General features: G+C 35.3%; 16 protein-coding genes, 1 pseudogene and 3 riboswitches. Of the genes and pseudogenes, 7 read left to right on the top strand and 10 right to left on the bottom strand.

All coding sequences use genetic code 11. The features are described from left to right. Positions 1 to 29 precede the first annotated feature (29 nt). Positions 30 to 131, bottom strand: a riboswitch (TPP riboswitch). A 61-nt stretch (positions 132 to 192) separates the two neighbouring features. Beyond that, positions 193 to 1,932, bottom strand: coding sequence for a methyl-accepting chemotaxis protein (locus ACHZK0_RS02205; protein ID WP_395761109.1), 1,740 nt, complete (start codon positions 1,930 to 1,932; stop codon positions 193 to 195). A gap of 145 nt (positions 1,933 to 2,077) precedes the next feature. Continuing rightward, a riboswitch (cyclic di-GMP riboswitch) is annotated at positions 2,078 to 2,162 on the bottom strand. Positions 2,163 to 2,445: 283 nt separating this feature from the next. Between ACHZK0_RS02205 and ACHZK0_RS02200 the strand changes: the two genes are divergently transcribed. Further along, positions 2,446 to 3,759 (top strand): anaerobic C4-dicarboxylate transporter family protein, encoded by a 1,314-nt coding sequence (locus tag ACHZK0_RS02200; protein WP_270342080.1) that lies wholly within the window; start codon positions 2,446 to 2,448, stop codon positions 3,757 to 3,759. A gap of 179 nt (positions 3,760 to 3,938) precedes the next feature. Here ACHZK0_RS02200 and thiE read toward each other — a convergent pair whose 3' ends face one another. Both thiE and thiM read right to left on the bottom strand, forming a co-directional pair. Continuing rightward, positions 3,939 to 4,598: a thiamine phosphate synthase gene (gene thiE / locus ACHZK0_RS02195; protein WP_377921230.1), complete on the bottom strand. Its 660-nt coding sequence runs from the start codon at positions 4,596 to 4,598 to the stop codon at positions 3,939 to 3,941. 16 nt (positions 4,599 to 4,614) lie between these two features. After that, complete coding sequence (gene thiM / locus ACHZK0_RS02190) at positions 4,615 to 5,421, bottom strand: hydroxyethylthiazole kinase (protein ID WP_262742102.1); 807 nt, start codon at positions 5,419 to 5,421, stop codon at positions 4,615 to 4,617. Positions 5,422 to 5,493: 72 nt separating this feature from the next. After that, a riboswitch (TPP riboswitch) is annotated at positions 5,494 to 5,603 on the bottom strand. A 228-nt stretch (positions 5,604 to 5,831) separates the two neighbouring features. Here thiM and topB point away from each other — a divergent pair. Further along, positions 5,832 to 8,021, top strand: coding sequence for a DNA topoisomerase III (gene topB, locus ACHZK0_RS02185; protein WP_262742103.1), 2,190 nt, complete (start codon positions 5,832 to 5,834; stop codon positions 8,019 to 8,021). A gap of 41 nt (positions 8,022 to 8,062) precedes the next feature. On the opposite strand, the gene ACHZK0_RS02180 is transcribed toward topB, so the two are convergent. The 4 genes from ACHZK0_RS02180 to ACHZK0_RS02165 form a co-directional block, all read right to left on the bottom strand. Continuing rightward, the gene (locus ACHZK0_RS02180; RefSeq protein ID WP_270342082.1) at positions 8,063 to 10,924 is read right to left on the bottom strand and encodes a YhgE/Pip domain-containing protein; all 2,862 of its coding nucleotides are present in this window, start codon (positions 10,922 to 10,924) and stop codon (positions 8,063 to 8,065) included. Positions 10,925 to 11,227: 303 nt separating this feature from the next. Then, positions 11,228 to 12,022, bottom strand: coding sequence for an endonuclease/exonuclease/phosphatase family protein (locus ACHZK0_RS02175; RefSeq protein ID WP_270342083.1), 795 nt, complete (start codon positions 12,020 to 12,022; stop codon positions 11,228 to 11,230). A 4-nt stretch (positions 12,023 to 12,026) separates the two neighbouring features. Next, the gene (locus ACHZK0_RS02170; RefSeq protein WP_000705542.1) at positions 12,027 to 13,664 is read right to left on the bottom strand and encodes a PTS transporter subunit IIBC; all 1,638 of its coding nucleotides are present in this window, start codon (positions 13,662 to 13,664) and stop codon (positions 12,027 to 12,029) included. Between the two features lie 205 nt (positions 13,665 to 13,869). Next, on the bottom strand, positions 13,870 to 15,534 hold the full coding sequence (locus ACHZK0_RS02165; RefSeq protein WP_270342084.1) for a glycoside hydrolase family 13 protein: 1,665 nt from the start codon (positions 15,532 to 15,534) through the stop codon (positions 13,870 to 13,872). 246 nt (positions 15,535 to 15,780) lie between these two features. Between ACHZK0_RS02165 and ACHZK0_RS02160 the strand changes: the two genes are divergently transcribed. Next, positions 15,781 to 17,115 carry an FAD-binding oxidoreductase gene (locus tag ACHZK0_RS02160; protein ID WP_262742109.1) on the top strand — a complete coding sequence of 445 codons (1,335 nt, stop codon included), beginning with the start codon at positions 15,781 to 15,783 and terminating at the stop codon, positions 17,113 to 17,115. A gap of 31 nt (positions 17,116 to 17,146) precedes the next feature. Here ACHZK0_RS02160 and ACHZK0_RS02155 read toward each other — a convergent pair whose 3' ends face one another. Together ACHZK0_RS02155 and ACHZK0_RS26810 are read right to left on the bottom strand one after the other, a co-directional pair. After that, positions 17,147 to 18,073, bottom strand: a complete 927-nt coding sequence (locus tag ACHZK0_RS02155) for a methyl-accepting chemotaxis protein (protein WP_416333833.1) — start codon at positions 18,071 to 18,073, stop codon at positions 17,147 to 17,149. Between the two features lie 15 nt (positions 18,074 to 18,088). Continuing rightward, positions 18,089 to 18,274: pseudogene (locus ACHZK0_RS26810) on the bottom strand (HAMP domain-containing protein); the annotation flags it as partial. A gap of 367 nt (positions 18,275 to 18,641) precedes the next feature. Between ACHZK0_RS26810 and ACHZK0_RS02150 the strand changes: the two are divergent. The 4 genes from ACHZK0_RS02150 to ACHZK0_RS02135 all read left to right on the top strand — a co-directional run bounded on the left by ACHZK0_RS02150 (position 18,642) and on the right by ACHZK0_RS02135 (position 22,941). After that, a complete protein-coding gene (locus ACHZK0_RS02150; RefSeq protein WP_395761108.1) occupies positions 18,642 to 20,366 on the top strand; it encodes a methyl-accepting chemotaxis protein in 1,725 nt (574 codons plus the stop codon). 171 nt (positions 20,367 to 20,537) lie between these two features. After that, on the top strand, positions 20,538 to 21,260 hold the full coding sequence (locus tag ACHZK0_RS02145; RefSeq protein ID WP_270342086.1) for an amino acid ABC transporter ATP-binding protein: 723 nt from the start codon (positions 20,538 to 20,540) through the stop codon (positions 21,258 to 21,260). A 100-nt stretch (positions 21,261 to 21,360) separates the two neighbouring features. Beyond that, positions 21,361 to 22,155: an ABC transporter substrate-binding protein gene (locus tag ACHZK0_RS02140; RefSeq protein WP_262742115.1), complete on the top strand. Its 795-nt coding sequence runs from the start codon at positions 21,361 to 21,363 to the stop codon at positions 22,153 to 22,155. Positions 22,156 to 22,248: 93 nt separating this feature from the next. Next, positions 22,249 to 22,941 carry an amino acid ABC transporter permease gene (locus ACHZK0_RS02135; protein ID WP_270342087.1) on the top strand — a complete coding sequence of 231 codons (693 nt, stop codon included), beginning with the start codon at positions 22,249 to 22,251 and terminating at the stop codon, positions 22,939 to 22,941. 52 nt (positions 22,942 to 22,993) lie between these two features. On the opposite strand, the gene ACHZK0_RS02130 is transcribed toward ACHZK0_RS02135, so the two are convergent. Beyond that, positions 22,994 to 24,079, bottom strand: coding sequence for a fatty acid desaturase family protein (locus ACHZK0_RS02130; RefSeq protein ID WP_262742117.1), 1,086 nt, complete (start codon positions 24,077 to 24,079; stop codon positions 22,994 to 22,996). Between the last annotated feature and the right edge of the window lie 576 nt (positions 24,080 to 24,655).

The following is a 24,655-nucleotide window of genomic DNA, read 5'->3' as shown; positions in this document are numbered from 1 at the left end:
ATGCAAGTTATTATAGAATAACATATGCTACATCACTTTAAGTAACTCCCTACGCTGGCATTATCCAGATCAGGTTGAGGGTCGATGTTTGTTTACATCCTCTCAGCCAATTGGCTCCCCGGTCCTTAATTCGTTTTCATTGTAGCATGATTTATTTTATTGAACAAACAAAAGCGCGTATAATCATTTCATTTAACTTTTGAATTCTCCTATTAACTCTTGTAACTCCTGCGAAAGCCAGCTTAAAGAACTAGCTAATTCCGCAATATCTTGTACAGACATTTCCTGCTCTTTCATACTTTCTTCAACATTACTACTACTATTCGCATACGTATTTGCAATAAGTGATAGTTCATCTACAATCCGCACAATATTTTGGCTATTTTGCAATATATCACTTGAATTGTCAGAAACAACTCTAACCTGATTTGTAACAGATTGTGCTGATTTTGAAATTCCACCAAAGAAAGCACCACTACTTTCAACAAGTTTCATACCCGATTCTACTTCCTTTAAAGCATTTTTCATTGAAACAACAGCTTCTTCCGTACCAGCTCGCGTTTCCTCTATTAATTTTGCTATATCTTTTGCTGATGCTTCCGTCTGCTCTGCTAATTTACGCACTTCATCAGCAACAACAGCAAATCCCCGTCCGGTTTCCTCAGCACGTGAAGCTTCAATAGAAGAATTTAAAGTTAGCGAATTCGTTTGATTTGAAATACCGGTAATTACTGTTACAATATCACTAATTTCATTTGATCTTGTTTCCAAAGAATAAATAATAGAAGATAAGTCCTGTACTGTATTTTGTATTATGTTCATTTGATTAATCGTCTGTTCAATAATACCATTTCCTTTTACTGAATGATGCTTTGTACCTTCAGACTCTTTCGCCATTTGTTTTGCAGCATCCGTTATCTCTTCCATCCTATCTTCCATTTCATATATAATATCTAAATACTTTGGTACTGCAGTTTCTTGTAATTGAACGCCAGCCCTTAACTCCACTATAGAACTTACGATTCCTTGGACTGCCATGCTATTCTCTTTCGTACTCACTGACAATTCTTGTGAAGATGAGGAAACCTGTTCTGCTGTCTGCTTCACTTTGTCTATAATCCCTTTAAACTTCTCGATAGTATTATTAAAATACGCATTAATAATACCAATATCATCTGGTCTTTCCTCTAATTTAATACTTAAGTCTCCTTCACCGACTTTGCGCAATCCTTCACGTAAATCTCGCAATGGAGCAAGTGCGTTACGTACGATTAGGAATTGAATAACCGTTGCAATTAAAACAGAAATACAAATAAACATTAAACCTTGTATAATGAATTTTTCCTTTGTAATAGGAACAATAGAGGCATCTACATCGGCTGCAACAATTGCCACAATATTACCTTCCTCATCTTTAATTGGCTCTAATATCGTTACCCATGATCCCAATGCGTCTTCATATACTACTGTCATGTTTGCTTTTTTTGTGCTCATTACTTTATCATATGCTTCCATCCAAAGATCTGGTTGTTTATAATATTCCCCCGGTCTTACTTCAACAACATTTGCTAAACCTGTGGACAAATCAATGATTTGTAGCTCACCTTTTTCATTTTTTTTCGCTCCAACAATATACGTTTGTCCAACACTGTTCAATTCTTCCGTTGATTCATCTAATTTCTCTGTTAACTTCTCTCTTTTTTCTCTTTCTGCGGTTGGATTTTTTGCAACATCCCTTAATATTTCTGCGTCTAATTTATGTAATACCGTATCTCCTGTTTCAAAAGAATGCCTTTCAAATATAGACATCATGCTATTTTGAAACATGTTAAAACTTAACGCTCCCATAGTACCAACAAGCGTCAAAATAACTAATATAGTTAGCAATACATTTTTTTGAAGAAATGATAGCTTGTGCCAATATTTTTTCATTAACATCACCTTTCTTAATTAACTTACTATAAAGTAACGCTATTAAAATATACACCTTATTAATAAATGATAATTATCCTCATTTGTTTACACACACAAAAAAAAGACCAATGAAAAGAGCATTGGTCAAGACCAACCCTATCCGTCCGGTAACTGGCTAGCATAGCCTTTCGGCCTTAGCTCCTGTAGTTTTGCGTCCTAATGTTTCCATCAGTTTGCCTTTCTCGCTGAACGAGTTGAACGATATGGGAGTTCTATGAGAATTAAATTATTCTCTATCAAAGATTACAACATAAAAATTAAAATGTCTACCTATTTAGAGATGCAAATGTAAAGTTTCAATGTATTATTTTTTCGAAATAATTTAACAAAGTTCGTGAATGTTACATTTCTTGTGTTATATAATAAAAAATGTATATAACACAAGGATTGTTTTGAGTATTTATTTTAATTTTCATTCAAATTAAATTATTCGAATATATCTTAACTAATGAATTTCGGAGGTAGTTTATCATGTTTTGGCTACAATTTCTTACGTTACTACTCTGCATTTTTATTGGCGCACGCCTAGGCGGAGTTGGTTTAGGAGTAATGGGTGGCGTTGGTATGGCAATACTTGTTTTCGTCTTCCACTTACAACCTACAGCTCCTCCTATTGATGTAATGCTTATGATTTTAGCAGTAATTACAGCTGCCGGTGCACTGCAAGCCGCTGGAGGAATGGACTACCTTGTTCATCTGGCTGAAAAAGCATTGCGAAAAAATCCAAAGCGCATTACATTCTTTGCTCCAATTGTCACTTATTTATTTACACTGTGCGCAGGAACTGGTCACGTTGCTTATTCTGTACTTCCTGTTATCGCAGAAGTCTCTCGCGAATCTGGGATTAGACCGGAACGACCAATGTCAATTGCCGTAATCGCTTCCCAACAAGCAATTACAGCTAGTCCTATATCAGCTGCAACAGTTGCACTTTTAGCAATGCTAGCTGACTATAAAATCACTTTATTAGATATTTTAAAAGTAAGTATTCCTTCTACCTTCATCGCTTGTATGGTAGCTGCATTTGTTGCTAGCAAAATGGGGAAAGAATTAAATGAAGACCCTGAATACTTGAAACGTTTAAAAGAAGGAATGATTCCTAAATTTGAAGAGAAGAAAGAATTTGTTGGTTTAAAAGGCGCTAAACTATCCGTTATCCTTTTCTTAGTAGGAACTTTCCTTGTCGTGCTTCTCGGTTCATTTGAAGCACTTCGTCCAGGATGGATAGTCGACGGGAAGTTAGTTCGTCTTTCCATGCCAAACACAATTGAAATGGTTATGTTAACTATCGCAGCTCTTATTATTATTTTCTGCAAACCAAATGTAGAAAGCATCGTGTCTGGTAACGTCTTTAAAGCGGGTGCAACAGCAGTTGTTGCTATTTTCGGTATCGCTTGGATGGGAGATACTTTCTTTAACGGAAACTTAAATATGATTCAAGGATCAATTCAACACCTAGTAACAAGTGCACCATGGCTATTTGCCATCGCATTATTCATTCTATCTATTTTACTATACAGTCAAGCCGCAACAGTACGTGCTTTAATGCCTCTCGGATTATCACTCGGTATTCCACCAGCACTACTAATCGCGATGTTCCCTGCAGTAAATGGATATTTCTTCATTCCAAACTATGGAACAATCGTTGCTGCCATTAACTTTGATCGAACTGGTACAACAGGCATTGGTAAATATGTTTTAAATCATAGCTTTATGATTCCAGGTCTAATCGCAACATTCACTTCAATCGGAATTGGAATGCTCTTAATTTCAATTATGTTTTAAAGAAAAAGCACAAACCTACATGGATCAAGGGTTTGTGCTTTTTTAATCAAACGTTTGTTTAAATAAACGAAACAACTCATTTTGCAACGCTACAAACCTATTCCGTTTCAAATAATCCCCCCTATTTCTAATGATTAATACCCAAAAAGCTATGTAGCATTTTACTACATAGCTTTTTTCTACAAATTCTTACTTACTTCCTCTACTAACTTCTTCGTACTTTCATACGCTGATTCCGCTAAACTAATCGCAGAAATAATGGAAACACCGTCCGCACCCGCTTCTATAACTGAAGCTGTATTTTCAATTGTAATGCCACCAATCCCAACGATCGGTATTGTAATTCCTTGTTCTCTAAAATGAGCTAAACCTTTCGTGCCTTGAACTGCTTTCGTATCTTTTTTCGTACTCGTCGGAAAAATCGGGCCAACCCCTAAATAATCAGCTCCGTTTTCAATTGCCCAGTGTGCTTCTTCAATTGTATGTGTAGATACACCAACAATTTTATCCCCCATTTTTTCACGAACAGAAGTAATTCCTTCATCATCTTGTCCAACATGCACGCCATCTGCATCTAACTCGATAGCTAGTTCCACATCATCATTTACAATGAATGGGACACCGTACTCCTTACAAATTGCTTGTAGTTCTTTTGCGAAACAAATACGTTCCTCTCCCGTTAAAGCACCTTCCCCCTTTTCACGGAATTGAAAAATTGTTATACCACCTTCCAGTGCATCTCTCAATACTTGTAGTGGCTCCTTCGTACAATTGTTACTTCCCATAATAAAATATACTGATAACAATCTAGACATTTCAGCCTTTGTAATACGCGGCATCTAATTCCCCTCCTTACTATATAAGCTCAATCTTCCCATACTTCTCAATATCATCTGAAGTTGTATTCGCTAACTGATTTAAAAATTCAATTTGGAAACTACCAGGTCCCTGTTCCACTGTCTTAGCAGCTGCCAGTTCCGCAGCTACACCATAAAACGTTACTGCAGCTACTGCTGCCTTTACATAATCCTTTTCTACCGCTACAAATGCTCCTATTACAGAAGTTAGTAAACAACCCGTTCCCGTAACTTTCGTTAAAATAGGGTGACCATTTCGAATAAGAATCGTTCGCTCTCCATCTGTAACAACGTCTTCTTTTCCAGTAATCACCGCAACTGTATTTAATTCATCCGCTGCCTGTTTTGCAATACTTACAACATTGCCATTTCCAGCACCAGCGTCTACCCCTTTAATTTCCCAGCTCTCATTAATAACATTCGCTACTTCAGCCGCATTTCCGCGGATAATCGCTAAATCAATTTCAGCCGGAATATGTCTCGCAACTTCTGTTCGATACGATGTTGCTCCTGCACCAACTGGATCAAACAATACTGGTACATTGTTCACATTTGCTGATTTACCCGCTAGTAACATCGCTTCTACCTCTTCAGGACGAAGTGTCCCCATATTTAATACTAACGCTCCAGCAATGCTAGCCATTTCTGCTACTTCTTCTTTTGCATATGCCATTACAGGCGATGCTCCTAACGCTAACAAACCGTTAGCTGTAAAGTTTGTTACAACGACATTGGTAATATTATGAACGAGCGGATTAGTTTCTCTCACCAAATCCACTACTTTACTAATTTCTTTCATATTCATTCTTCTCATCCCCTAACTATAATGATGGGAGATACACAAAAAGGCACTTTGCGCGTACGCAAAGTGCCTGAACATGTGCTTTTACACTCTCCCTACGCTGGCATTATCCAACAGGTTCAAATGGTCAATGACGGATTAGTCATACTCTCAGTTTGCATCCACAAACTCCCATGTGCTTATTATTCATCTACTTCAAAGTCTACTCTTATTCTAGTAAAATAACAAGTTCTTTCCTTTTATAGAATGATAGAGATCATAACTCTCCTGGTTCAACCATTCTTCTCCTTTATATAAGTAAAATTCTCACACGTATATTTCATCACAAATAACTCAAACCGTCAGCAAGACTGAATAGAACAAAGATGTATGCTATATTTAACGTATGGAAATTTGAAAGGATGTTTTTAAATATGGCAAAAAGTATTGTAATTGCTGAAAAACCTTCTGTTGCACGTGATATCGCACGTGTACTGAAATGTGATAAAAAAGGGAACGGCTATCTTGAAGGTAGTAAATATATTGTTACTTGGGCTTTAGGTCATCTCGTTACATTAGCTGATCCAGAAAGCTATGATGTGAAATATAAACAATGGAATTTAGAAGATTTACCAATGCTACCGGAGCGTTTAAAACTAACCGTTATTAAACAAACAGGGAAACAGTTTAACGCTGTAAAAAGTCAGCTTCTTAGAAAAGATGTAAATGAAATCATTATAGCTACTGACGCCGGTCGTGAGGGGGAGTTGGTCGCACGCTGGATTATCGATAAAGTTAAAATGCAGAAACCAATTAAACGTCTATGGATTTCATCTGTTACTGATAAAGCAATTAAAGATGGCTTCGCAAATTTAAAACCAGGAAAAGCATATGACAATCTATACGCTTCTGCTGTCGCACGTTCAGAGGCTGACTGGTATATCGGCCTTAATGCGACTCGAGCATTAACTACTCGCTTTAATGCTCAACTAAATTGTGGTCGTGTCCAAACACCTACTGTAGCCATGATTGCAAGCCGTGAAGATGAAATTAAACATTTCAAAGCTCAAACTTACTATGGTATCGAAGCTCAAACAGCTGAGAGATTAAAACTAACTTGGCAAGACACAAAAGGAAATAGTCGCAGCTTCAATAAAGAAAAAATCGATACACTTGTGAACAAAATCAGTAAGCAAAATGCTACTGTTGTAGACATCGATAAAAAACAAAAGAAATCGTTCGCTCCTGGTCTTTACGATTTAACTGAGCTACAACGTGATGCGAATAAAATATTTGGTTATTCTGCGAAAGAAACATTAAACATTATGCAAAAGTTATATGAACAGCATAAAGTTTTAACGTATCCTCGTACAGATTCACGCTATATTTCATCTGATATTGTCGGCACACTTCCAGAGCGTCTGAAGGCGTGCGGAGTTGGAGAATACCGTCCTTTAGCACATAAAGTATTGCAGAAACCTGTAAAATCTAATAAATCATTTGTTGATGATAGTAAGGTAAGCGATCATCACGCGATTATTCCAACAGAGAGCTATGTAAACTTCTCAGCTTTCACAGATAAAGAACGTAAAATTTATGACTTAGTTGTAAAACGTTTCTTAGCTGTTTTATTCCCGGCCTTTGAATATGAACAACTAACATTGCGCACGAAAATTGGTGATGAAACGTTCATCGCACGAGGAAAAACAATTTTACATGCTGGTTGGAAAGAGGTTTATGAAAATCGATTTGAAGATGATGATACAATCGATGATGTAAAAGAACAAATCTTACCTCGCATCGAAAGAGGCGATACATTAAACGTAAAACTAATTGTCCAAACATCAGGTCAAACAAAAGCACCTGCACGCTTTAATGAAGCAACTTTACTTTCAGCGATGGAAAACCCAACAAAATACATGGATACGCAAAACAAACAACTTGCTGACACGTTAAAGTCAACTGGTGGATTAGGTACTGTAGCTACACGAGCTGATATTATCGACAAGTTATTCAATTCGTTCTTACTTGAAAAACGTGGTAAAGATATTCATATTACTTCCAAAGGCCGTCAGTTACTTGATTTAGTGCCAGAAGAACTGAAATCTCCTACACTAACTGGTGAATGGGAGCAAAAGTTAGAAGCTATCGCTAAAGGAAAATTAAAGAAAGAAGTATTCATTTCAGAAATGAAGAACTATACGAAAGAAATTGTTGCTGAAATTAAATCGAGTGATAAAAAATATAAACATGACAACATTTCAACGAAGTCTTGTCCAGACTGCGGTAAACCGATGTTAGAAGTAAACGGCAAAAAAGGTAAAATGCTTGTATGCCAAGACCGTGAATGTGGTCATCGTAAAAATGTATCTCGTACAACAAACGCTCGTTGTCCTCAATGTAAGAAGAAGTTAGAATTACGTGGTGAAGGGGCAGGACAAATCTTTGCATGTAAATGTGGCTATCGCGAGAAATTATCCACATTCCAAGAAAGACGTAAAAAAGAATCTGGAAACAAAGCTGATAAGCGCGATGTTCAAAAATATATGAAACAGCAGAACAAAGAAGAAGAACCATTAAATAATCCGTTCGCAGAAGCTTTAAAGAAATTAAAATTCGATTAAACAAAAAGGTTCCTACCTCTATCGGTAGGAACCTTTTATTATTAATGAATAATTTTACTTCCTTTTGCGTTCTCAACAAACTTTTCACTCGATTTGTTAATTGGTGTTTTCAATAATAACGCAGCAATAACAATGACTACTACGAAAACACTTAACACAAGTAAATCTCGCGTTACGATATCCCAAAGCATTCCACCTACCGTTTCACGAATTGCACTAATTGCATATGTGAATGGTAAGAACGGATAAATCGCTTGGAAGAATGGTGGTGTCATTTGAATTGGGAATGTTCCGCCCGATCCTGCTACTTGAAGCACAAGTAAAATAATTGCCATCGATTTCCCAACGTTTCCGAAAATAGAAACAAGTGAGTACACGATACAAACAAATACTCCGCCAATAAATAAACTAAATAACACAAACCAGAATTTATCGACTACGTACGTACCGAGTAAGAATATATCCCCCATTGATACGATAAACGCCTGCGAAAGACCTATCGTTAAGAATGTTAATAAACGTCCAAAGTATATTTCATGGCTCTTATAATTCGCGCCCTCTTCATGTACTTCTACCGTTAATAATGAAACCATTAATAATGCGCCTACCCATAATGCAAGCACTGTGTAGAATGGTGACATTGCTGAACCGTAGTTCGGCATTGCAAATAATTTATTCTCTTTTAAATTTACTGGATTCGCAAAGTAGTCACTTTGCTTTTCAACATCATTTTTCAATAAGCGTATGATGTCTTTTATATCCTCTTCCGATTCAAAATCACGAATTTTATTTGCTAAGTCTTTAATCTTTTTCTCAGTCTCTGGCATTTCAGCTTTAATGTCCGCTAATTTCTTTCTACCATCTACTAAGCCTTTTGATGAATCTTCTAGTAATTTCTTCACATCTGGAAGCTTTTTGTCTGCATCGTTTAAAATTTGAGTTGTATTTTTCGACATCTCTTTTGTACGAGCAATTGCTGTATTGAAATTAGGTACAATTTCTGAATCGTACGTCGATAATACATCTGTTAATTGAGCTGACCCGCCCTTCGCAGCGTTGTTAATACTTTCAATTACATCTTTTGTAGGTTTCTGTCCATTGTTAAGAAGTGTAATTCCCTTATTCGTTGCATCTACACCTTTTTGCAGACTACTTTTCGCTTTATTTAACTTTGCAATTCCATTATTAAGATTTTTATCACTATTTACATCAGCTAAAACCTTATTTGTGCTTTCTAGAACAGGAATCATATCATCAATTAAACCGATTCCAGATTGGAATTGACCATTTAAACTATTTAAAGCTACTTTCGTGGAATCTAAACCGTTAACACCTCTATTTTGTACATCTTCTTTCGCTTTTTGTAAATCTGCTTTTGCACCTTCAAGGCCATTTTTTGCTTTATCGTAATCTGCTTTTGCATTGTCATATGCTGCATTTGCATCAACTTTAGCTTGATCTACTGTGCTAACTGCTTTTTTATAATCTGCTACAAATGTTTCATTGTAATCTTTTTCCGCTTGATCAATCAATGAATTTGCTGCATCTAATTTTTGATTCGCTACATCTGTAACATCTTTCTTTACTTCTTGTCCTGTACCGATAACATTTACAATATCTTTAATACCATTATTTGCATTTTCCATACCTTTTTTAACATTAGTTAAGTGATCCACTCGCCCTTTGAAAAAGCTAATTCCAAAATCAGTCGTCGCTGAGTTTTGAAGTTCAGTAAAGAAATTAATAAGATATGAAATACCATCTGTACCAGTTTGCAATCGATCTGATACCGCATTTAAATCTTTCTTTGCTTGTTCAGGGTCAAATTGGCCATTTTGTAAGCCATTTAAAACACTTTTCCCATAAGCTGTTCCTGCACGTGATGAACTTAAAACATTATTTACTGTTTGATTAATACTTTGCGCTATACTCTTATAACCATCACTATTCAACTTAGAAAGATCCGGTCTCGCTGGGAATTCAGGTAATCCATTCATTCCAGACAAGTCAGGAATATTTAATTCTACACCTGGATTCATTAAAAAGTCAGTAAACGCAGCTGCACTATCCATAACGCCTTTTGCTGCTACTAAATCATTTCTTATCGTTCCTGGAGCATTTTTTAATGTTTGATCTTGTCTTGCAAAGAACTTATCTAAATTTGCCAATGCTTCCTGTCCATCATTTATGACACTCTCTACAACAGGTAAATCTTTTTGCGCTACTTTCACAATATCTTCTGCTCGAGTCGCATCATCTAACGCCTTATCCATAAGTGTATTCATTTCTGGGAACTGCGCTTCTAACTTAAAGACAAGATCCTTGACCTTCTCAATACTCGGCAAGTTCGTTTCTAAATCGATTCCAAGATCGTTGAAGATTTCAAAAATCTCGCCGTTTGCTGTTTTAACAAAGTTTTTACTAATCTCTTCTGTAAGACCCGATGCACCTTTAGCTGTAATCTTCGGCGCAATGGCATTTACCTTTTCATTTACGTAATACTCAATTTCTGGTTTCTGTGGATTTTCATCCAAGACTGTTGCAATCTTTTCAGAAAAATCTTTTGGAATAGTAATACTTGCAGAATAATCTCCACGCTCTACCCCATAAATCGCTTGCTTTTCATCGACAAACTTCCACCCAAAATTTTTGTCCTTCTTAAGTGAATCTACAATTTCTTTCCCGATGTTAATATCTTTCCCTCTTAAATTTGATCCAGCATCTTGGTTAGAAACTGCAATCTGGATTCCTTTTGTATTTCCATAAGGATCCCAGGAAGCTTTAATGTTAAACCATGCATATAACGATGGTAAAATCATTAATCCTAAAACAATAACAATTGCAGCCCAATGTTTAGCTACATTCCGTAAATCTGTCTTATAAATACGCCAAATTTGTTTCATAGAAGTTATCACCTAATTATATATTTTTCCTTCTTTAGAAAATGATACATACATTTTGCAATTATATCACTTTCTACATCGTGGATTAAACGAAAATACACTATTTTTCCCATTAAATATTTCACTTACTTCATTATATAACGAAGTAAAAAAAGTATGCATACAAAATGACCAAATTAGTTTTACATTCAATAATAACAAATATATAGGAAATGTCATAAAAAATACAAGTATTTTCTCTTGGCAATACTTGTATTCCTCAAAAAAATCCTCACAGCTTTTCATCATCTGTGAGGATTTCTTCTATTCTATATCTACTTGTACTTCTACACCGAAATGATCTGAAATTACATTTCTGTTCGTACCATTAAAAATGACTTTTGAAGAACGAACTTTTTCACTTTGATTACACAATATTAGATCGATTCGTAAGTTATGTTTATTTTCATCCCAACCAGCAATCTCACCTTGGACAGTCGTTCCTTCATCCTTCTCTATTGCTAGTTCATATGTGTCATACAAACCTTTTTGCATCATATATTCATAGCCTTCACCTTGTAAACGAGCGTTATTATTAAAATCACCCATTAAGAAGGAAAGTTCATTACTGTCTACACGCCCCATCAAACGATTAACTTGATCTTTGAATGATTCTTCTTCATCATTCCACCAACCGAGGTGGCAAGAGTAAAACGTGATGTTCTTATCATTATAAGCAATTGTCGCGCTTACAATTTTGCGTGTTTTCCAATACGTTGTATCCTTATTTTCTGAAATAAAGAACGTATCTTCTTTTACAACATTATGCTTCGTTATAATCGCTAATCCTTCTTCATACACATCATATCCAATATGAGAGAAATCCCAAGTAATATTGTAATCTTTTACATGTAACGCTTTTAACTCTTCTAATAGTAAAAGTCCAAAATTATCTTTTTTCTTGTGACCGCATACATTTTCAGCTTGTATAGACTGACTTACTTCTTGCAATGCAATCACATCATAATCTTCTTCTTGAATGACTTTAGCAAGATATTTTATCTTTTCTATTTGATTCTCTTCTTGCCAAGAGTGACAGTTTAAAGTTAGCAATTTCATATTATTACGCACCTAACATATCTTGAATGTCTGACTTTAATACGTCAGCTTTCGGACCATATACTGCTTGTACACCTTTATCTTTTACGATTAGTCCTAAAGCACCATTTTGTTTCCACTGTGCTTCTGGTGCAACAACATCTAAATCTTTTACTGTTACACGTAAACGTGTCATACAAGCATCTACGTCAGCAATATTTTCTTTTCCACCTAATAAATCAATAACTTTTGTTGCTAATGAACCATCTTGTACATTTCCTGTTCCTTCTGATGACTCATCTTCATTATCAATATAGTTACCTGCACGTCCTGGTGTTGGTAAGTTGAACTTTTTAATTAAGAAATTAAATAATGTAAAGTTCAGACCGAAGAATACTAATGAAACGATAACGAAATTGATTAAATCTCTAGTTAGCCCTGCATTAACCATCATCGGTGTACGAGTAATTAACTCAATAAATCCAAATGCATGAACACGTAAGTTAATTAAATCTGCTAATGCAAATGCAAGTCCTGTTGTAATTGCATATACAACATATAATACTGGAGCAATAAACATGAACATGAATTCAATTGGTTCTGTTACACCTGTTAAGAATACTGCTAATGCCGCTGATAAGAACATTGGTTTATATTTTGCACGTTTTTCTTTATCAACATTACGGAACATCGCGAATGCAATACCCATTAATGCTGCTGTTGAACCGATAACTTGTCCAGCTTTAAAACGAGCTGGTACAACATTATTTAATAGATCGTTATATGCTTTTGTATCTCCATTTGCTAATAAGTTATTTAAATCTGTAATCCATGCAAGCCATAATGGATCTTGTCCTGCTACAACTTGTCCAATTTTTGAGCCAGTTAACATTGTATACGTTCCGCCTAGTTCTGTGTAGTTCATCGGAATCGTTAACATATGGTGTAAACCAAATGGTAATAGTAAACGCTCTAACGTTCCATATACAAATGGTGCAACAACCGGTGCACTATCCTTTGAAGCTGCAATCCAGCGACCAAATTCATTTAATCCACTTTGGATAAATGGCCATAAAAGTGATAATACAATTGCAGTGACTGTAGACCAAACAATTACAACGAATGGTACAAATCGTTTTCCGTTAAAGAACGCTAATGCCTGTGGCAGTTTGTTATAGTTATAATATTTGTTATATAGAGTAGCTCCTAAGAAACCTGTGATAATCCCTACGAAAACTCCCATGTTTAATGCTGGTGCACCAAGTACAGAAGTAAAGTAATCTTTTACAATTAAATCTCCTGCTAATACTGAAGAAACTTTCGCTTTTGAATCCGCTAACATTTCAGCGTTTACGCCAAATATAGCTCCTGTAATTCTGTTCGTTAAGACGAATGCTAATAGCGCTGCAAATGCACCACCTGCGCGATCTTTCGCCCAAGATCCCCCAATTGCTACTGCGAATAAGATGTGTAGATTTGTAATAATTGCCCAACCGATGTCTTCCATTACGCGAGCGATTGTATGAACTGCGTTAATATCCCCAGCAGACATCCCAATTAACTTACCGATAGAAATCATTAAACCAGCTGCTGGCATTACAGCTACAACAACTAATAATGCTTTCCCGAACTTTTGCCAAAAATCAAAAGACGTAATTTTCATCTGTTCTTCCTCCCCTTTATTTATAACAACATAATGATTTAAATTATAATTTCTGTTTCTATTATGAAAACGATTCCTTATGTTACTTTATTTTTATCTTTACGCAACCGTTTTCATAAATCTATTTTAATAAAAGCGTTTTCACTTTGCAATAGAAATTTATTTTTTTTCATAAAAAAAGATGCTCTAAGAGCATCCTTTTTTATTATGAAATGCGATAAACCCTTGTTTCATAAGGCTTTAACGTGATTGAAGTTACTCGTTCATTTTCCGCAACTTTATAGTTATTTAAAAGCAAACGTTTGCGTTCTAGTGCAAATGAACCCTCATTATACACAGCTTCCTCTTTTGAGATATTGCTAATTACAACGACTTTTTCATCGTTTAATGTACGAGTATATGCATAAATTTGCGAATCGTCTTCTAGAAGTAAATCGTACGTACCGTAATTCAGTACATCGTGCTCTTTTTTCAAAGCAATCATTTTTTTATAGAAATTGAAAATAGAGTTTTCTTCATTCTTTTGCTTTTCAACATTAATTTCTTTGTAGTTTGGATTCATACCAAACCAAGGTGCACTTGTTGTAAAACCAGCATTCATCTCATCATTCCACTGCATAGGTGTACGTGAATTATCGCGGCAAGAAGCCCATATAATCTCCATCATATCTTGATGTGATACACCTTCTGCAATTTTCTCGCGATATAAATTTTTAATTGCTACATCATCGTAATCTTCAATATTTGGGAATTGAACATTCGTCATCCCAATTTCTTGTCCTTGATAAATAAACGGTGTACCGTGCATAAAGAAATACATTGCTCCAAGAGCTGTTGCACTTTCACGCCAATATTGTTTATCATCTCCCCAAGTTGAAACGATACGTGGCTTATCATGATTCTCAATATATAAAGCATTCCATCCTTTATTTTCTAACCCTTTTTGCCATTTCGTTAATACCTTTTTCAATCCTACAACATCAAGATCTTTCTTCTTCTCTGCATCCCATAAACTTAAATGCTCGAATTGGAATACCATATTGAACTTACCTTGCTCTTCTCCAACCCAAAGCTCAGCATCTTCAATCTTAACGCCATTCGCTTCACCAACAGTCATAATATCATACTTAGAAAACGTATTTTCTTTTAACTCTTCTAATAAAGGTTGAATTCCATCCACATTCATATGTTTATCAAAAGATGGTACATACTTTAATTCTTTTGGATTTGGCATATCTTTGAAGCCATCTTCTTTTTTAATATGGCTAATTGCATCCACTCGGAAACCATCAATTCCTTTATCAAGCCACCAATTAACTGTATCGTATAACACTTCACGAACTTCTTTATTCTCCCAGTTTAAATCTGGTTGTTTACGTGAGAATAAGTGTAAATAATATTGTCCTGTTCCTTCATCATATTCCCATGCCGAACCATTAAAAATACTTTCCCAGTTGTTTGGTTCCGCACCATCTTTACCATCGTGCCAAATATACCAATCACGCTTCGGATTGTCTTTAGATGAACGGGACTCAATAAACCACGGATGTTCATCACTTGTATGATTAATAACTAAATCAATAATAAGCTTCATATCACGCTTATGAACTTCATCTAGTAAAGCATCAAAGTCTTCCATCGTACCAAACTCATCCATGATATCTTGATAATCACTAATGTCATAGCCATTATCATCATTAGGTGACTTATACATTGGACAAATCCAAATTACATCTATACCTAAATCTTTTAAATAATCTAGTTTCGCAATAATACCTTGTAAATCTCCAATACCATCACCATTTGAATCCATAAAGCTACGTGGGTAAATTTGATAAGCAACCGCTTCTTTCCACCATGTCTTATTCATAGTCATTCTCTCCTTTTGCATCCCATCGGAAAAATTTATGCAAACGTTTTCGTAACACTATCATAACAAAATATGAATAGTTTGCAACTGTTTTCATTGAACTCTATGTAGATTCCTTATTCTTATGCTTTATTTATTTCTCACAAAAGCAAATCTCATTCCTCACCTGCTCTTGTCCACGCACGTTACATACGCTTTTCATATATTAATAAAAAGCACTGCTTATTTTTAGAAAGGAGTGATAAATTGAGACAAACAAAATTAACAGGTCGTATCGTTGTTCCCTCTGATCCTGACTATGACGTAGCCCGAATGAATTTAAATTTAAGTATTCCAAAACTCCCTTGTATTATTGTTTTTTGCAAAAATAAAAATGATGTGTGCAACGCCTTAAAATGGGCACGCGAACGTCATGTACCATTTCGCTTAAGAAGCGGCCGTCATAGCTATGAAAATTTTTCTCTTTTAAATAGAGGACTTATTATTGATGTGAGTGAAATGCATCGCATTACTGTTAATACAGATACATTAACAGCAACAATTGAAGCTGGTGCAAATCTTGGCACTGTTTATAAAGAGCTTTGGAATTATGGTGTGACAATACCAGCTGGTACAAGTGCAAGCGTTGGAATTGTTGGATTAGGCCTTGGCGGTGGCATCGGTATGCTTTCACGCTTATTTGGATTAACATGTGATCAATTAGTAGAAGTTGAAATGGTACAAGCGTGCGGTAAATTTGGAGCAAAAATCATTCGCGCAAACGAACATGAAAATCATAACTTGTTTTGGGCATGCCGCGGTGGTGGTGGTGGAAACTTCGGAATTGTTACTTCTTTAACTTTTCGAGTACATCCTATAAAGAATGTATCAATCTTCTCAATTACATGGGAATGGGAAGATTTTATCGCTGCATTTCAAGCTTGGCAAAATTGGGCGCCTTATATAGACGAACGTCTCACTTCATCAATTGAATTATTCGCAAAGCAACGAAATAAAATTGAAGTAAAAGGTGAGTTTGTTGGCCCTCCCTCTGAACTCCATTCCTTATTATCTCCTCTTCTTGAAACTGGTAACCCCTCACTTTTTATAGATGAAGTTCCGTATATAAAGGCTGTTCGATTCTTTAATAGCGGTAATATTCCTGAAAACTTTAAGCGTTCTGGTTCCTACGTATATAAACCTATCCCTCTTAAAGGCATTCAAATCATGCAACATTTTCTTTCTCACGCTCCAAATAAAGATGCCAGTATTTGGCACCAATCCCTCGTAGGTGCTGTTGAAAATATTCCTCCTACTGAAACAGCTTATTTTCATCGTAAAGCAATTATTGCGCAAGAATACATTACCTCTTGGAAATGCGATGATGAAGAAAATCGTAATATACGCTGGGTTAAAGATTTACGAGAAAGCTTAGATCCTTATACACTAGGTGACTATGTCAATTGGCCCGATATCGACATTAAAAATTGGCAAACTAGTTATTATGGCCCTAACTTTCAAAGATTGCGTAAAGTGAAAACCATATATGATCCGTGCAATGTTTTTCATTTTCAACAAAGTATCCCTCCTTTTCATACGTAAAAAAGGAAGAACAGAATGCTGTTCTTCCTTTTTACATTGAAAATCGTTCAATTGTTTGTTTCAAATCCGCTGCTTGCTTCTCTAAATCCTTTAGTAATTGATCGATTAGTACCATATTTTTTGATTGTTGCAACGTCACACGTGCCACTTCTTGTGAACCCGCTGATGTTTCCTCAGCAATTGCTGCTACAGCCTTCGTCTGTGCTCCTGTTTGATGAATGTGACTAACTTGTTCGTTCATATAGCTACTAATCTGCTTCGTTGCATCGGCAACTTCCATAATACTTGATGACATTTCTTTTAAAATTAATTCAGTAGCTTCCCCACGTTTTGCCTCTTCTTTAGCTGTTTTCACTTGCTCTGTCATTTTCAATGCGACTTGTTGCACTTCCTCTTGCATATTCCGTAATAACTGCGAAATATTTCTTGCAGAATGATCGCTTTCATCAGCAAGCTTACGTACTTCTTCAGCTACAACTGCAAAGCCCCTTCCGTGCTCTCCAGCACGAGCTGCTTCAATAGAAGCATTCAGTGCTAATAAATTCGTTTGACTAGCAATCTCACTCACAACAGAAACAATATGTTCCACTTGTTTCATTCGTTCTTCTAACTTCTGTACATTTTGCATCGAATTTTCATTTTCTTTTGCCAATGTTTGAATACCTTGAATTAAAGAAGTAAAGACTCGTGTACTTTGCCCCAAAGCTTGAACCATTTCTAAAGACAACTCATCAGACTGTTTTGCTTTTTCTTCTACTTCACTCGCAATGGAAGTTGTTGTATCAACAGCCGAAACAATCGCCTGAATGGAAGCTGCTGATTGCTCAGCACCAGAAGAAATCTCTGTAAGGGTTTCAGACACACCTCGTGCTTGCTTTGTTGCTTCCCCTGTTTGCCTTCTAATTTGCTGAACTTGATTATTTGTATACGAAAATGTAGTATCAATATTTTTTACCATACTTCTTAAGTTCCCTAGCATCATATTAAATGCAACACTTAAAGATTTAATCTCATCATCTGTTTTTGGTAACGGAACATCTTCACGAATATCGCCATCGGCTGCCTTCCGTGCAGCCTCCTCCAACTTTCGAAGTGGTTTAATTAAAAAGATTGCTGCTCCATACGCTAAAATTCCAGACCATACTACACCTAATAACATAACGATAATATTATAAACAGTTTGACTTACATAACTTTGAAAATAATCGTATATCACGTAAATAAAAAATATGCTTGTTGAATATGTAATAAAAGCTAAAACTGTAGTAAATAGCATAAGTTGTGTACGTAAACCAAAGGAAAAAGTTTTCTTCTCCTTTTCCATTTCTCATTCCTCCTCATAAGTAATATACATACTATCTATATATTATTATCCATATTTTCCTTATAGAAAGATATATCGATTTTTATTTTTTTATTTACATATTCATTACATTACTTTTTCTGTATATAAATAAAAATAATGTATACTTTTATTTGGATGCCAATTATATATTCAACTAAATAATGTAAGGTTAGGTGATTCTATGTTAAAAATTTTAGATCGTTTAAACGTTATAAACAGATTGATATTGTTAGTGGCAGTACCCATTCTTTCCATACTAATTATTAATGTTGTAAATTATATAAATTTACAACAAATGCACAAACAGCTTCAAACAGTATATGTGGATCGTCTACAACCTATTAAATGGCTAGGCTCTATTGAGAGCAGCATGTATCAAGAGTTTAGTTATGTAAAGGAACTCATTATTACGGAAGATGAAAATCGGCGTACTACAATTTTAAATAAATTAAATGATACAAATAAAGAAACCGAAAAATTACGAGCTCAATACGAAAATACATATGTAACAGGAGAAGAAAAAAAGCTCCTCAACCAATATAAAGAAAAGCTAGAAAACTATGAAAAGCATCGTACTCAAATGCTTGATCTCATTAAAGAGAATAAGCTTAATCAAGCATATTCATTTTACCTAACTACAGTTGAACCTAATTTATCAGCTACAGTAGACGCTTTAAAAAACCTTAGTGATTATAACGAAAAGTTAGCTGAAAGTCTGTATAACGAAAGTCAACACTCTTATAAGCAAGTGATAAGCATAACAATTATTTTATTCATTGCATGTTTAGTTCTTTGCATTCTTATCTCCTTATTTACTGCTAAATCTATTATCAATCCAATCAATTCATTACGAAACATAATGAATACAGCTGGAAAAGGTGATTTAACCGTCGCTGTACCAAAACAATATCGTCATGAATTTGGTCATATGTTTAATAGTTTTGATCAAATGATATTAAATTTACAGCAAATTATTAACAATGTGATTCAAACAAGTGCAAAAATAAAAGGCTCTACAAACCACATTGTTGAAACAGCAACCGTTTCCTCTTCCACTATGGATAACATTGCAAATACAATGAAGCAGTTGTCTCACCATATTAATGATCAGTCTGCGAATATTAAAGATAGTTCTACAGCTATGGATGAAATAGCAAATGGCGTGCAAAGCATAGCTGAATCTTCTACAACGATTTCAAACTTAGCTATTTCTACTTCTGATAAGGCAAATGTAGGAAGCGAAATCATTGAGAAATCCATTTCTCAAATGACAACTATCCATACCGTCATGGATGAAATATATAAAATGGTAGATCAATTAGTTGTCCGTACACAAGATATCGATAAAGCATTACAAACTATTACTTATATTTCTGAACAAACAAATCTGTTATCTTTAAACGCTGCCATTGAATCTGCTCGCGCGGGTGAACATGGAAAAGGATTTGCAGTTGTGTCTGAAGAAGTTCGTAAGCTTGCTGAACAATCAAAACAAGCAGCTACAGATATAACAAAACTAAACTTACTCGTACAAAATGATACAAAAGATGTCGTCAACGTTATGGGGAAAGGACAACAAGAAATTCAAGAAGGCATTCATGCCGTTCAAAATGCAAAATTAGCATTCCATAATATCGTGAATCATATTAATGAGGTTACAGATCAAATACAAGATATAACAGCAAGTGCAGAAGAAATGTCAGCAAGCTCAGAAGAAATAAATAGCGCACTTATTAATATCTCTTCAATTTCACAAAATATAGTTTCGGAGACTAATTATACATCTCAATCTTCACAAGCCCAGTCGTTATCAATACAGGATATTACAAATATGTCTCTTCAAATGCAAAAACTTGTTGAAGAATTAGAAGCGTTCGCAACTCAATTTAAAATTAAAAATTTGTAAGCATTGGAAAGACTACCTAATTTAGGTAGTCTTTCTATTTTAATTATACATTCAGATTTTTTTATATAAGAACTGTCCTCCGAAAAAAAATGAAGGATTCTGACAATTTGTGGCTAATAACAGAAATAAGGGGCAACATTTGCAAAATATATTTTTGACTGGGGGTTTTGTATGATTCAGGTTCGAAATCTAGTAAAATCATTCGGCTCACTTGATGTTTTAAAAGGAATTGATTTAGAAGTAAAAGAAAAAGAAGTTGTTGTTTTAATTGGTGCCAGTGGTTCCGGTAAAAGTACATTACTTCGCTGTCTGAACTTTTTAGAAATGTACGATGAAGGTGAAATTCACTTACAAGGGGAACAAATTGATCCTAAGCATTCAAATTTAAACAAAGTCCGCGAAAATGTCGGTATGGTTTTTCAGCACTTTAACCTCTTTCCCCATATGACCTCACTAGAAAACATCATAGAAGCACCTATTCATGTAAAAAAATTAGAAGCAGCAAACGCAAAGGAAATCGGAAATCAGCTATTGGAAAAAGTCGGCCTACAAGATAAAGCAGATGTAACGCCCCACCTCCTGTCAGGTGGTCAAAAACAGCGCATTGCCATAGCACGAGCTCTTGCTATGAACCCTAAAATTATGCTATTTGATGAACCTACCTCAGCCTTAGATCCTGAACTTGTTGGAGAAGTATTGCAGGTTATGAAAGAACTTGCTGAAGAAGGAATGACCATGGTTATCGTTACTCATGAAATGAATTTTGCGAGAGATGTAGCTGATCGCGTCATTTTTATGGATGATGGAAAAATTGTAGAGGACGCTCCGCCAGCGCAATTCTTTTCCGCTCCATCACATGAACGAGCAAAACAATTTTTACGCAACGTTTTATAATGTAGCTTCTGTTTCAAACGAAAAGAAATACATTCATACGGTGCACAACTCAATAACATACTTAAAACCATCCGTATGATCAATATATAGGAGGGGTTTTATGAAAAGAAAACTATTAACCATTGTTGCGAGTATTACATTATGTACATCCTTCATACTAGGAGCCTGTAGTAAGGAAAGCGCTACTACTTCTTCAAATGGTGAAAAAGAATTCCGTTATGCGATGAGTGGCTTATATAAACCTTTTAACTATAAAGAAAATGACGGAAAGCTTGCCGGTTTTGATGTGGAAATTGGTGAGGCACTTGCGAAAAAAATGAATATGAAACCCACTCCTATTACAAATCCGTGGGAAACGCTAATTCAAGGTCTACAATCGAAAAAATATGATGCTATATTGGGCAGTATGGCAATTACAGAAGAACGCTTAAAAGCTGTTAATTTCTCAAATCCTTATTATCGTTCTGGTGCCCAAATTTTTGTGGCTAAAAAGAATACATCTATCTCCTCTCCAGAAGATTTGAAAGGTAAGAAAATTGGTGTTGTAAAAGCTAGTACCTTTAAAGACCTTGTTGCAAAACATACTGATCAAATCACAGAATATGACAGCGATATTACTGCACTTATGGACTTAGAGCCTGGACGTATTGACGCAGTAATCACTGATCAAATGGTCGGTTTACGCATGATCAAAGAAGGGAAATCAAATATAAAAGAAGCTGGAAAACCATTAAATCTTGATGAAATGGGAATTGCTATTCGTAAAGATAATAAAGAAATGGTTGAGAAAGTAAATAAAGCTTTAGATGAAATCATTAAAGATGGTACGTATGAAAAAATCAGTAAAAAATGGTTTGGGCGTAATATTCTCGGTGAAGAGGCAAAAACAAAATAATTTAGCCCTTCAAATGTTTCATACATTATGCCCCACTTTTTATGTGGGGTATTTCATTCCCTACCAAAATCCATACAATATGAGGTGACACATATGTTTGAAATTTTTATGTCTACTTATCCCACACTCTTAAAGGCTACTATTGTCACATTACAATTAACACTAACATCCCTAGTACTCGGTTCACTAATTGGATTACTATTCGCCTTTTTTCGAATCTCTAACAATAAGGTTTTAAATAGTATTGCTCATGTATATATCGCCATTATTCGTGGTACACCTTTAATTGTTCAAATTGCCATTCTCTATTTCGGTATTACATCGATTATTGTCTTCACTCCTTTTTGGGCAGGGGCAATTGCTTTAGCAATCCATAACGGTGCATATATTACTGAAATTTTCCGCGGATCCATTCAATCTGTCGACCGTGGACAATTAGAAGCTGCTCGCTCTCTAGGTATGCCTTATCCTTTAGCGATGCGCCGTATTATATTACCGCAAGCATTTCGACAATCCCTTCCTCCTTTAGGAAATCAGTTTATTATTGGATTAAAGGATTCTTCGCTCGTTGCATATGTAGGAATGTCCGAATTATGGGGATCTAGTTTATCTATTGCTGCAGGTAACTTCCAACAATTAGATACATACATAATCGTTGGTTTATATTATCTCGTGCTTGTTCTCCTATTCACTTATCTTGTTAACCTTTTGGAAAAACGCCTACAACGAAAAGAAACTAACTCCGGTCAAGTCCATAGAAAGAATAAAAAAGAAGTCTCTTTATAAGAAAAAGCAAGCCTGAGATGGCTTGCTTTTTCAATGCAAAATATATCAATTTTTACTGATTTACTTTTTTAATACTCTCTTCTTCCTCTATATGTTCCTCACGATATGAAATATTATGAGGATCTAGTCCATTTCCTAAAGAACCATAGAAATGCTCTCTATGCGGATCCACTAATTCACTTCCTTGATAATACACACGTGGTGTATTCCATAGCGCTGCCAAAGCTTTTGTCATTGGCATCTCATGATAGCGTTCCGGCCACATTTCTTTAATTTTCTCTTTTACTAACGGATAGTATTTAGAGCTCATAGCAGGGAACAAATGGTGTTCTGTATGATATGAGAAATTGAAATGTAAAACGTCTACCCAGCGCGGCACTGTTACTGACAGACAGTTTGCTAACGGATCATTTACTGGAACAATTGGATTTAAGCGGTGATTTGTTGCGATATATGCCATTACAATAAAGTTAGCAATTAACAACGGAATCACATATGCAAATAACCATTTTGCTGGTCCCATAATAAACAATAAACTAATCCAAACTGTCCAAGGCAAAAGAAGTTGAAGCCATACAGATTTTTGATTGGATGACTTAAATTCTTTTATAAAATGAAAGAACATTCGAGTCGAATGCAATGTAAATTGAATAGTTAATGACAGAAAACTAAAGAATGAACGTACATGAAGAGGCATACGATATACCCAGCTCAAAAACTTACTCTTCTTAAGCTTCTCAAGTGTAGGCCATGCATCTGGATCATTCTCTTCATGTTGTGTATGAACGTGATGCGTTGCATTATGCCACTTTCTCCAAAGTTTAGGACCTGTTGATAATGGCATAAATGCAATCGCGCCTAAGAAATCACGAAGCCAAGCTTTTCTTACAACAGTTCCATGTAAAATTTCGTGCCCTAAAAACCCAAGTGAAGCAAAACATAATCCAAGAACAATCGCAATTCCTAGATTCGCCCACACATTCAATTCAAATACACCAATCGATATTAACCCCGCCAATGCCACAAGCAAATAAGCCAGTCCACCAAATAAACGAGTAGGAACTGGTTTAAATGCTTTTTTCGGCAAATGTGGTGATACACGTGCTGCATACCACCCAAACGTATGAAGCTCCTTCATCCTTTTGCCCCTTTCTTATGCCGCGTCTTGCGCAACTTACATATATCAATTCTTGCTTCCAGATTGATTTTACTAGGTGATTAAAAAGCATCTATGTATAAGGAAAATATACTCACTCTATCGTCACTTATTTTTCCGCTTTTATTATCAATGAAAAACATTTCTCTTTTTACTCTCTATCAACCTTTCCACATGATGAATCATATCAATAGAATTTCTATATTGTCAACAACTTTTATGACCTAGTAATAAAAGTTGGTTATATTTTTATAATCATACTTTATTTCACTAAAGAAAAAACATAGACTTTATAAGGTTTCATCCATTATGCATGTACATACACTGACATACTATAGACTCTATCTTATTCAAGAACTCTCTATGTAAACAACAAATAAACTCACCTGAATCTAGCTTTACACAACTCCTACCTCTTCATACCGATGACATTAAAGAATTATACTAAAATAATTTTATCTTTCTTTTAATAAAAATAGACACCTTCTAAAACAACACACATGAATTTCATATCATATGGAAATATTAAAAGGAAAATTGTTCTAAAATCGGGAGGTT

This window comes from Bacillus sp. 3G2 (assembly GCF_044324725.1).
Lineage (GTDB): Bacteria > Bacillota > Bacilli > Bacillales > Bacillaceae_G > Bacillus_A > Bacillus_A mobilis.
The sequence above is the reverse complement of the archived record's forward strand: the minus strand, read 5'-3'. Positions and strand labels throughout refer to the sequence as shown.

Coding starts and splice junctions, on each gene's coding strand:
- ACHZK0_RS02150 (WP_395761108.1), top strand. CDS start 18,642: ATGTTAAAAATTTTAGATCGTTTAAACGTTATAAACAGATTGATATTG.
- ACHZK0_RS02130 (WP_262742117.1), bottom strand. CDS start 24,079: ATGAAGGAGCTTCATACGTTTGGGTGGTATGCAGCACGTGTATCACCA.
- ACHZK0_RS02175 (WP_270342083.1), bottom strand. CDS start 12,022: ATGAAATTGCTAACTTTAAACTGTCACTCTTGGCAAGAAGAGAATCAA.
- thiM (WP_262742102.1), bottom strand. CDS start 5,421: ATGAATATGAAAGAAATTAGTAAAGTAGTGGATTTGGTGAGAGAAACT.
- ACHZK0_RS02205 (WP_395761109.1), bottom strand. CDS start 1,932: ATGAAAAAATATTGGCACAAGCTATCATTTCTTCAAAAAAATGTATTG.
- thiE (WP_377921230.1), bottom strand. CDS start 4,598: ATGCCGCGTATTACAAAGGCTGAAATGTCTAGATTGTTATCAGTATAT.
- ACHZK0_RS02155 (WP_416333833.1), bottom strand. CDS start 18,073: ATGGTAAAAAATATTGATACTACATTTTCGTATACAAATAATCAAGTT.
- ACHZK0_RS02165 (WP_270342084.1), bottom strand. CDS start 15,534: ATGAATAAGACATGGTGGAAAGAAGCGGTTGCTTATCAAATTTACCCA.
- ACHZK0_RS02170 (WP_000705542.1), bottom strand. CDS start 13,664: ATGAAAATTACGTCTTTTGATTTTTGGCAAAAGTTCGGGAAAGCATTA.
- ACHZK0_RS02180 (WP_270342082.1), bottom strand. CDS start 10,924: ATGAAACAAATTTGGCGTATTTATAAGACAGATTTACGGAATGTAGCT.
- ACHZK0_RS02200 (WP_270342080.1), top strand. CDS start 2,446: ATGTTTTGGCTACAATTTCTTACGTTACTACTCTGCATTTTTATTGGC.
- ACHZK0_RS02145 (WP_270342086.1), top strand. CDS start 20,538: ATGATTCAGGTTCGAAATCTAGTAAAATCATTCGGCTCACTTGATGTT.
- ACHZK0_RS02135 (WP_270342087.1), top strand. CDS start 22,249: ATGTTTGAAATTTTTATGTCTACTTATCCCACACTCTTAAAGGCTACT.
- ACHZK0_RS02140 (WP_262742115.1), top strand. CDS start 21,361: ATGAAAAGAAAACTATTAACCATTGTTGCGAGTATTACATTATGTACA.
- topB (WP_262742103.1), top strand. CDS start 5,832: ATGGCAAAAAGTATTGTAATTGCTGAAAAACCTTCTGTTGCACGTGAT.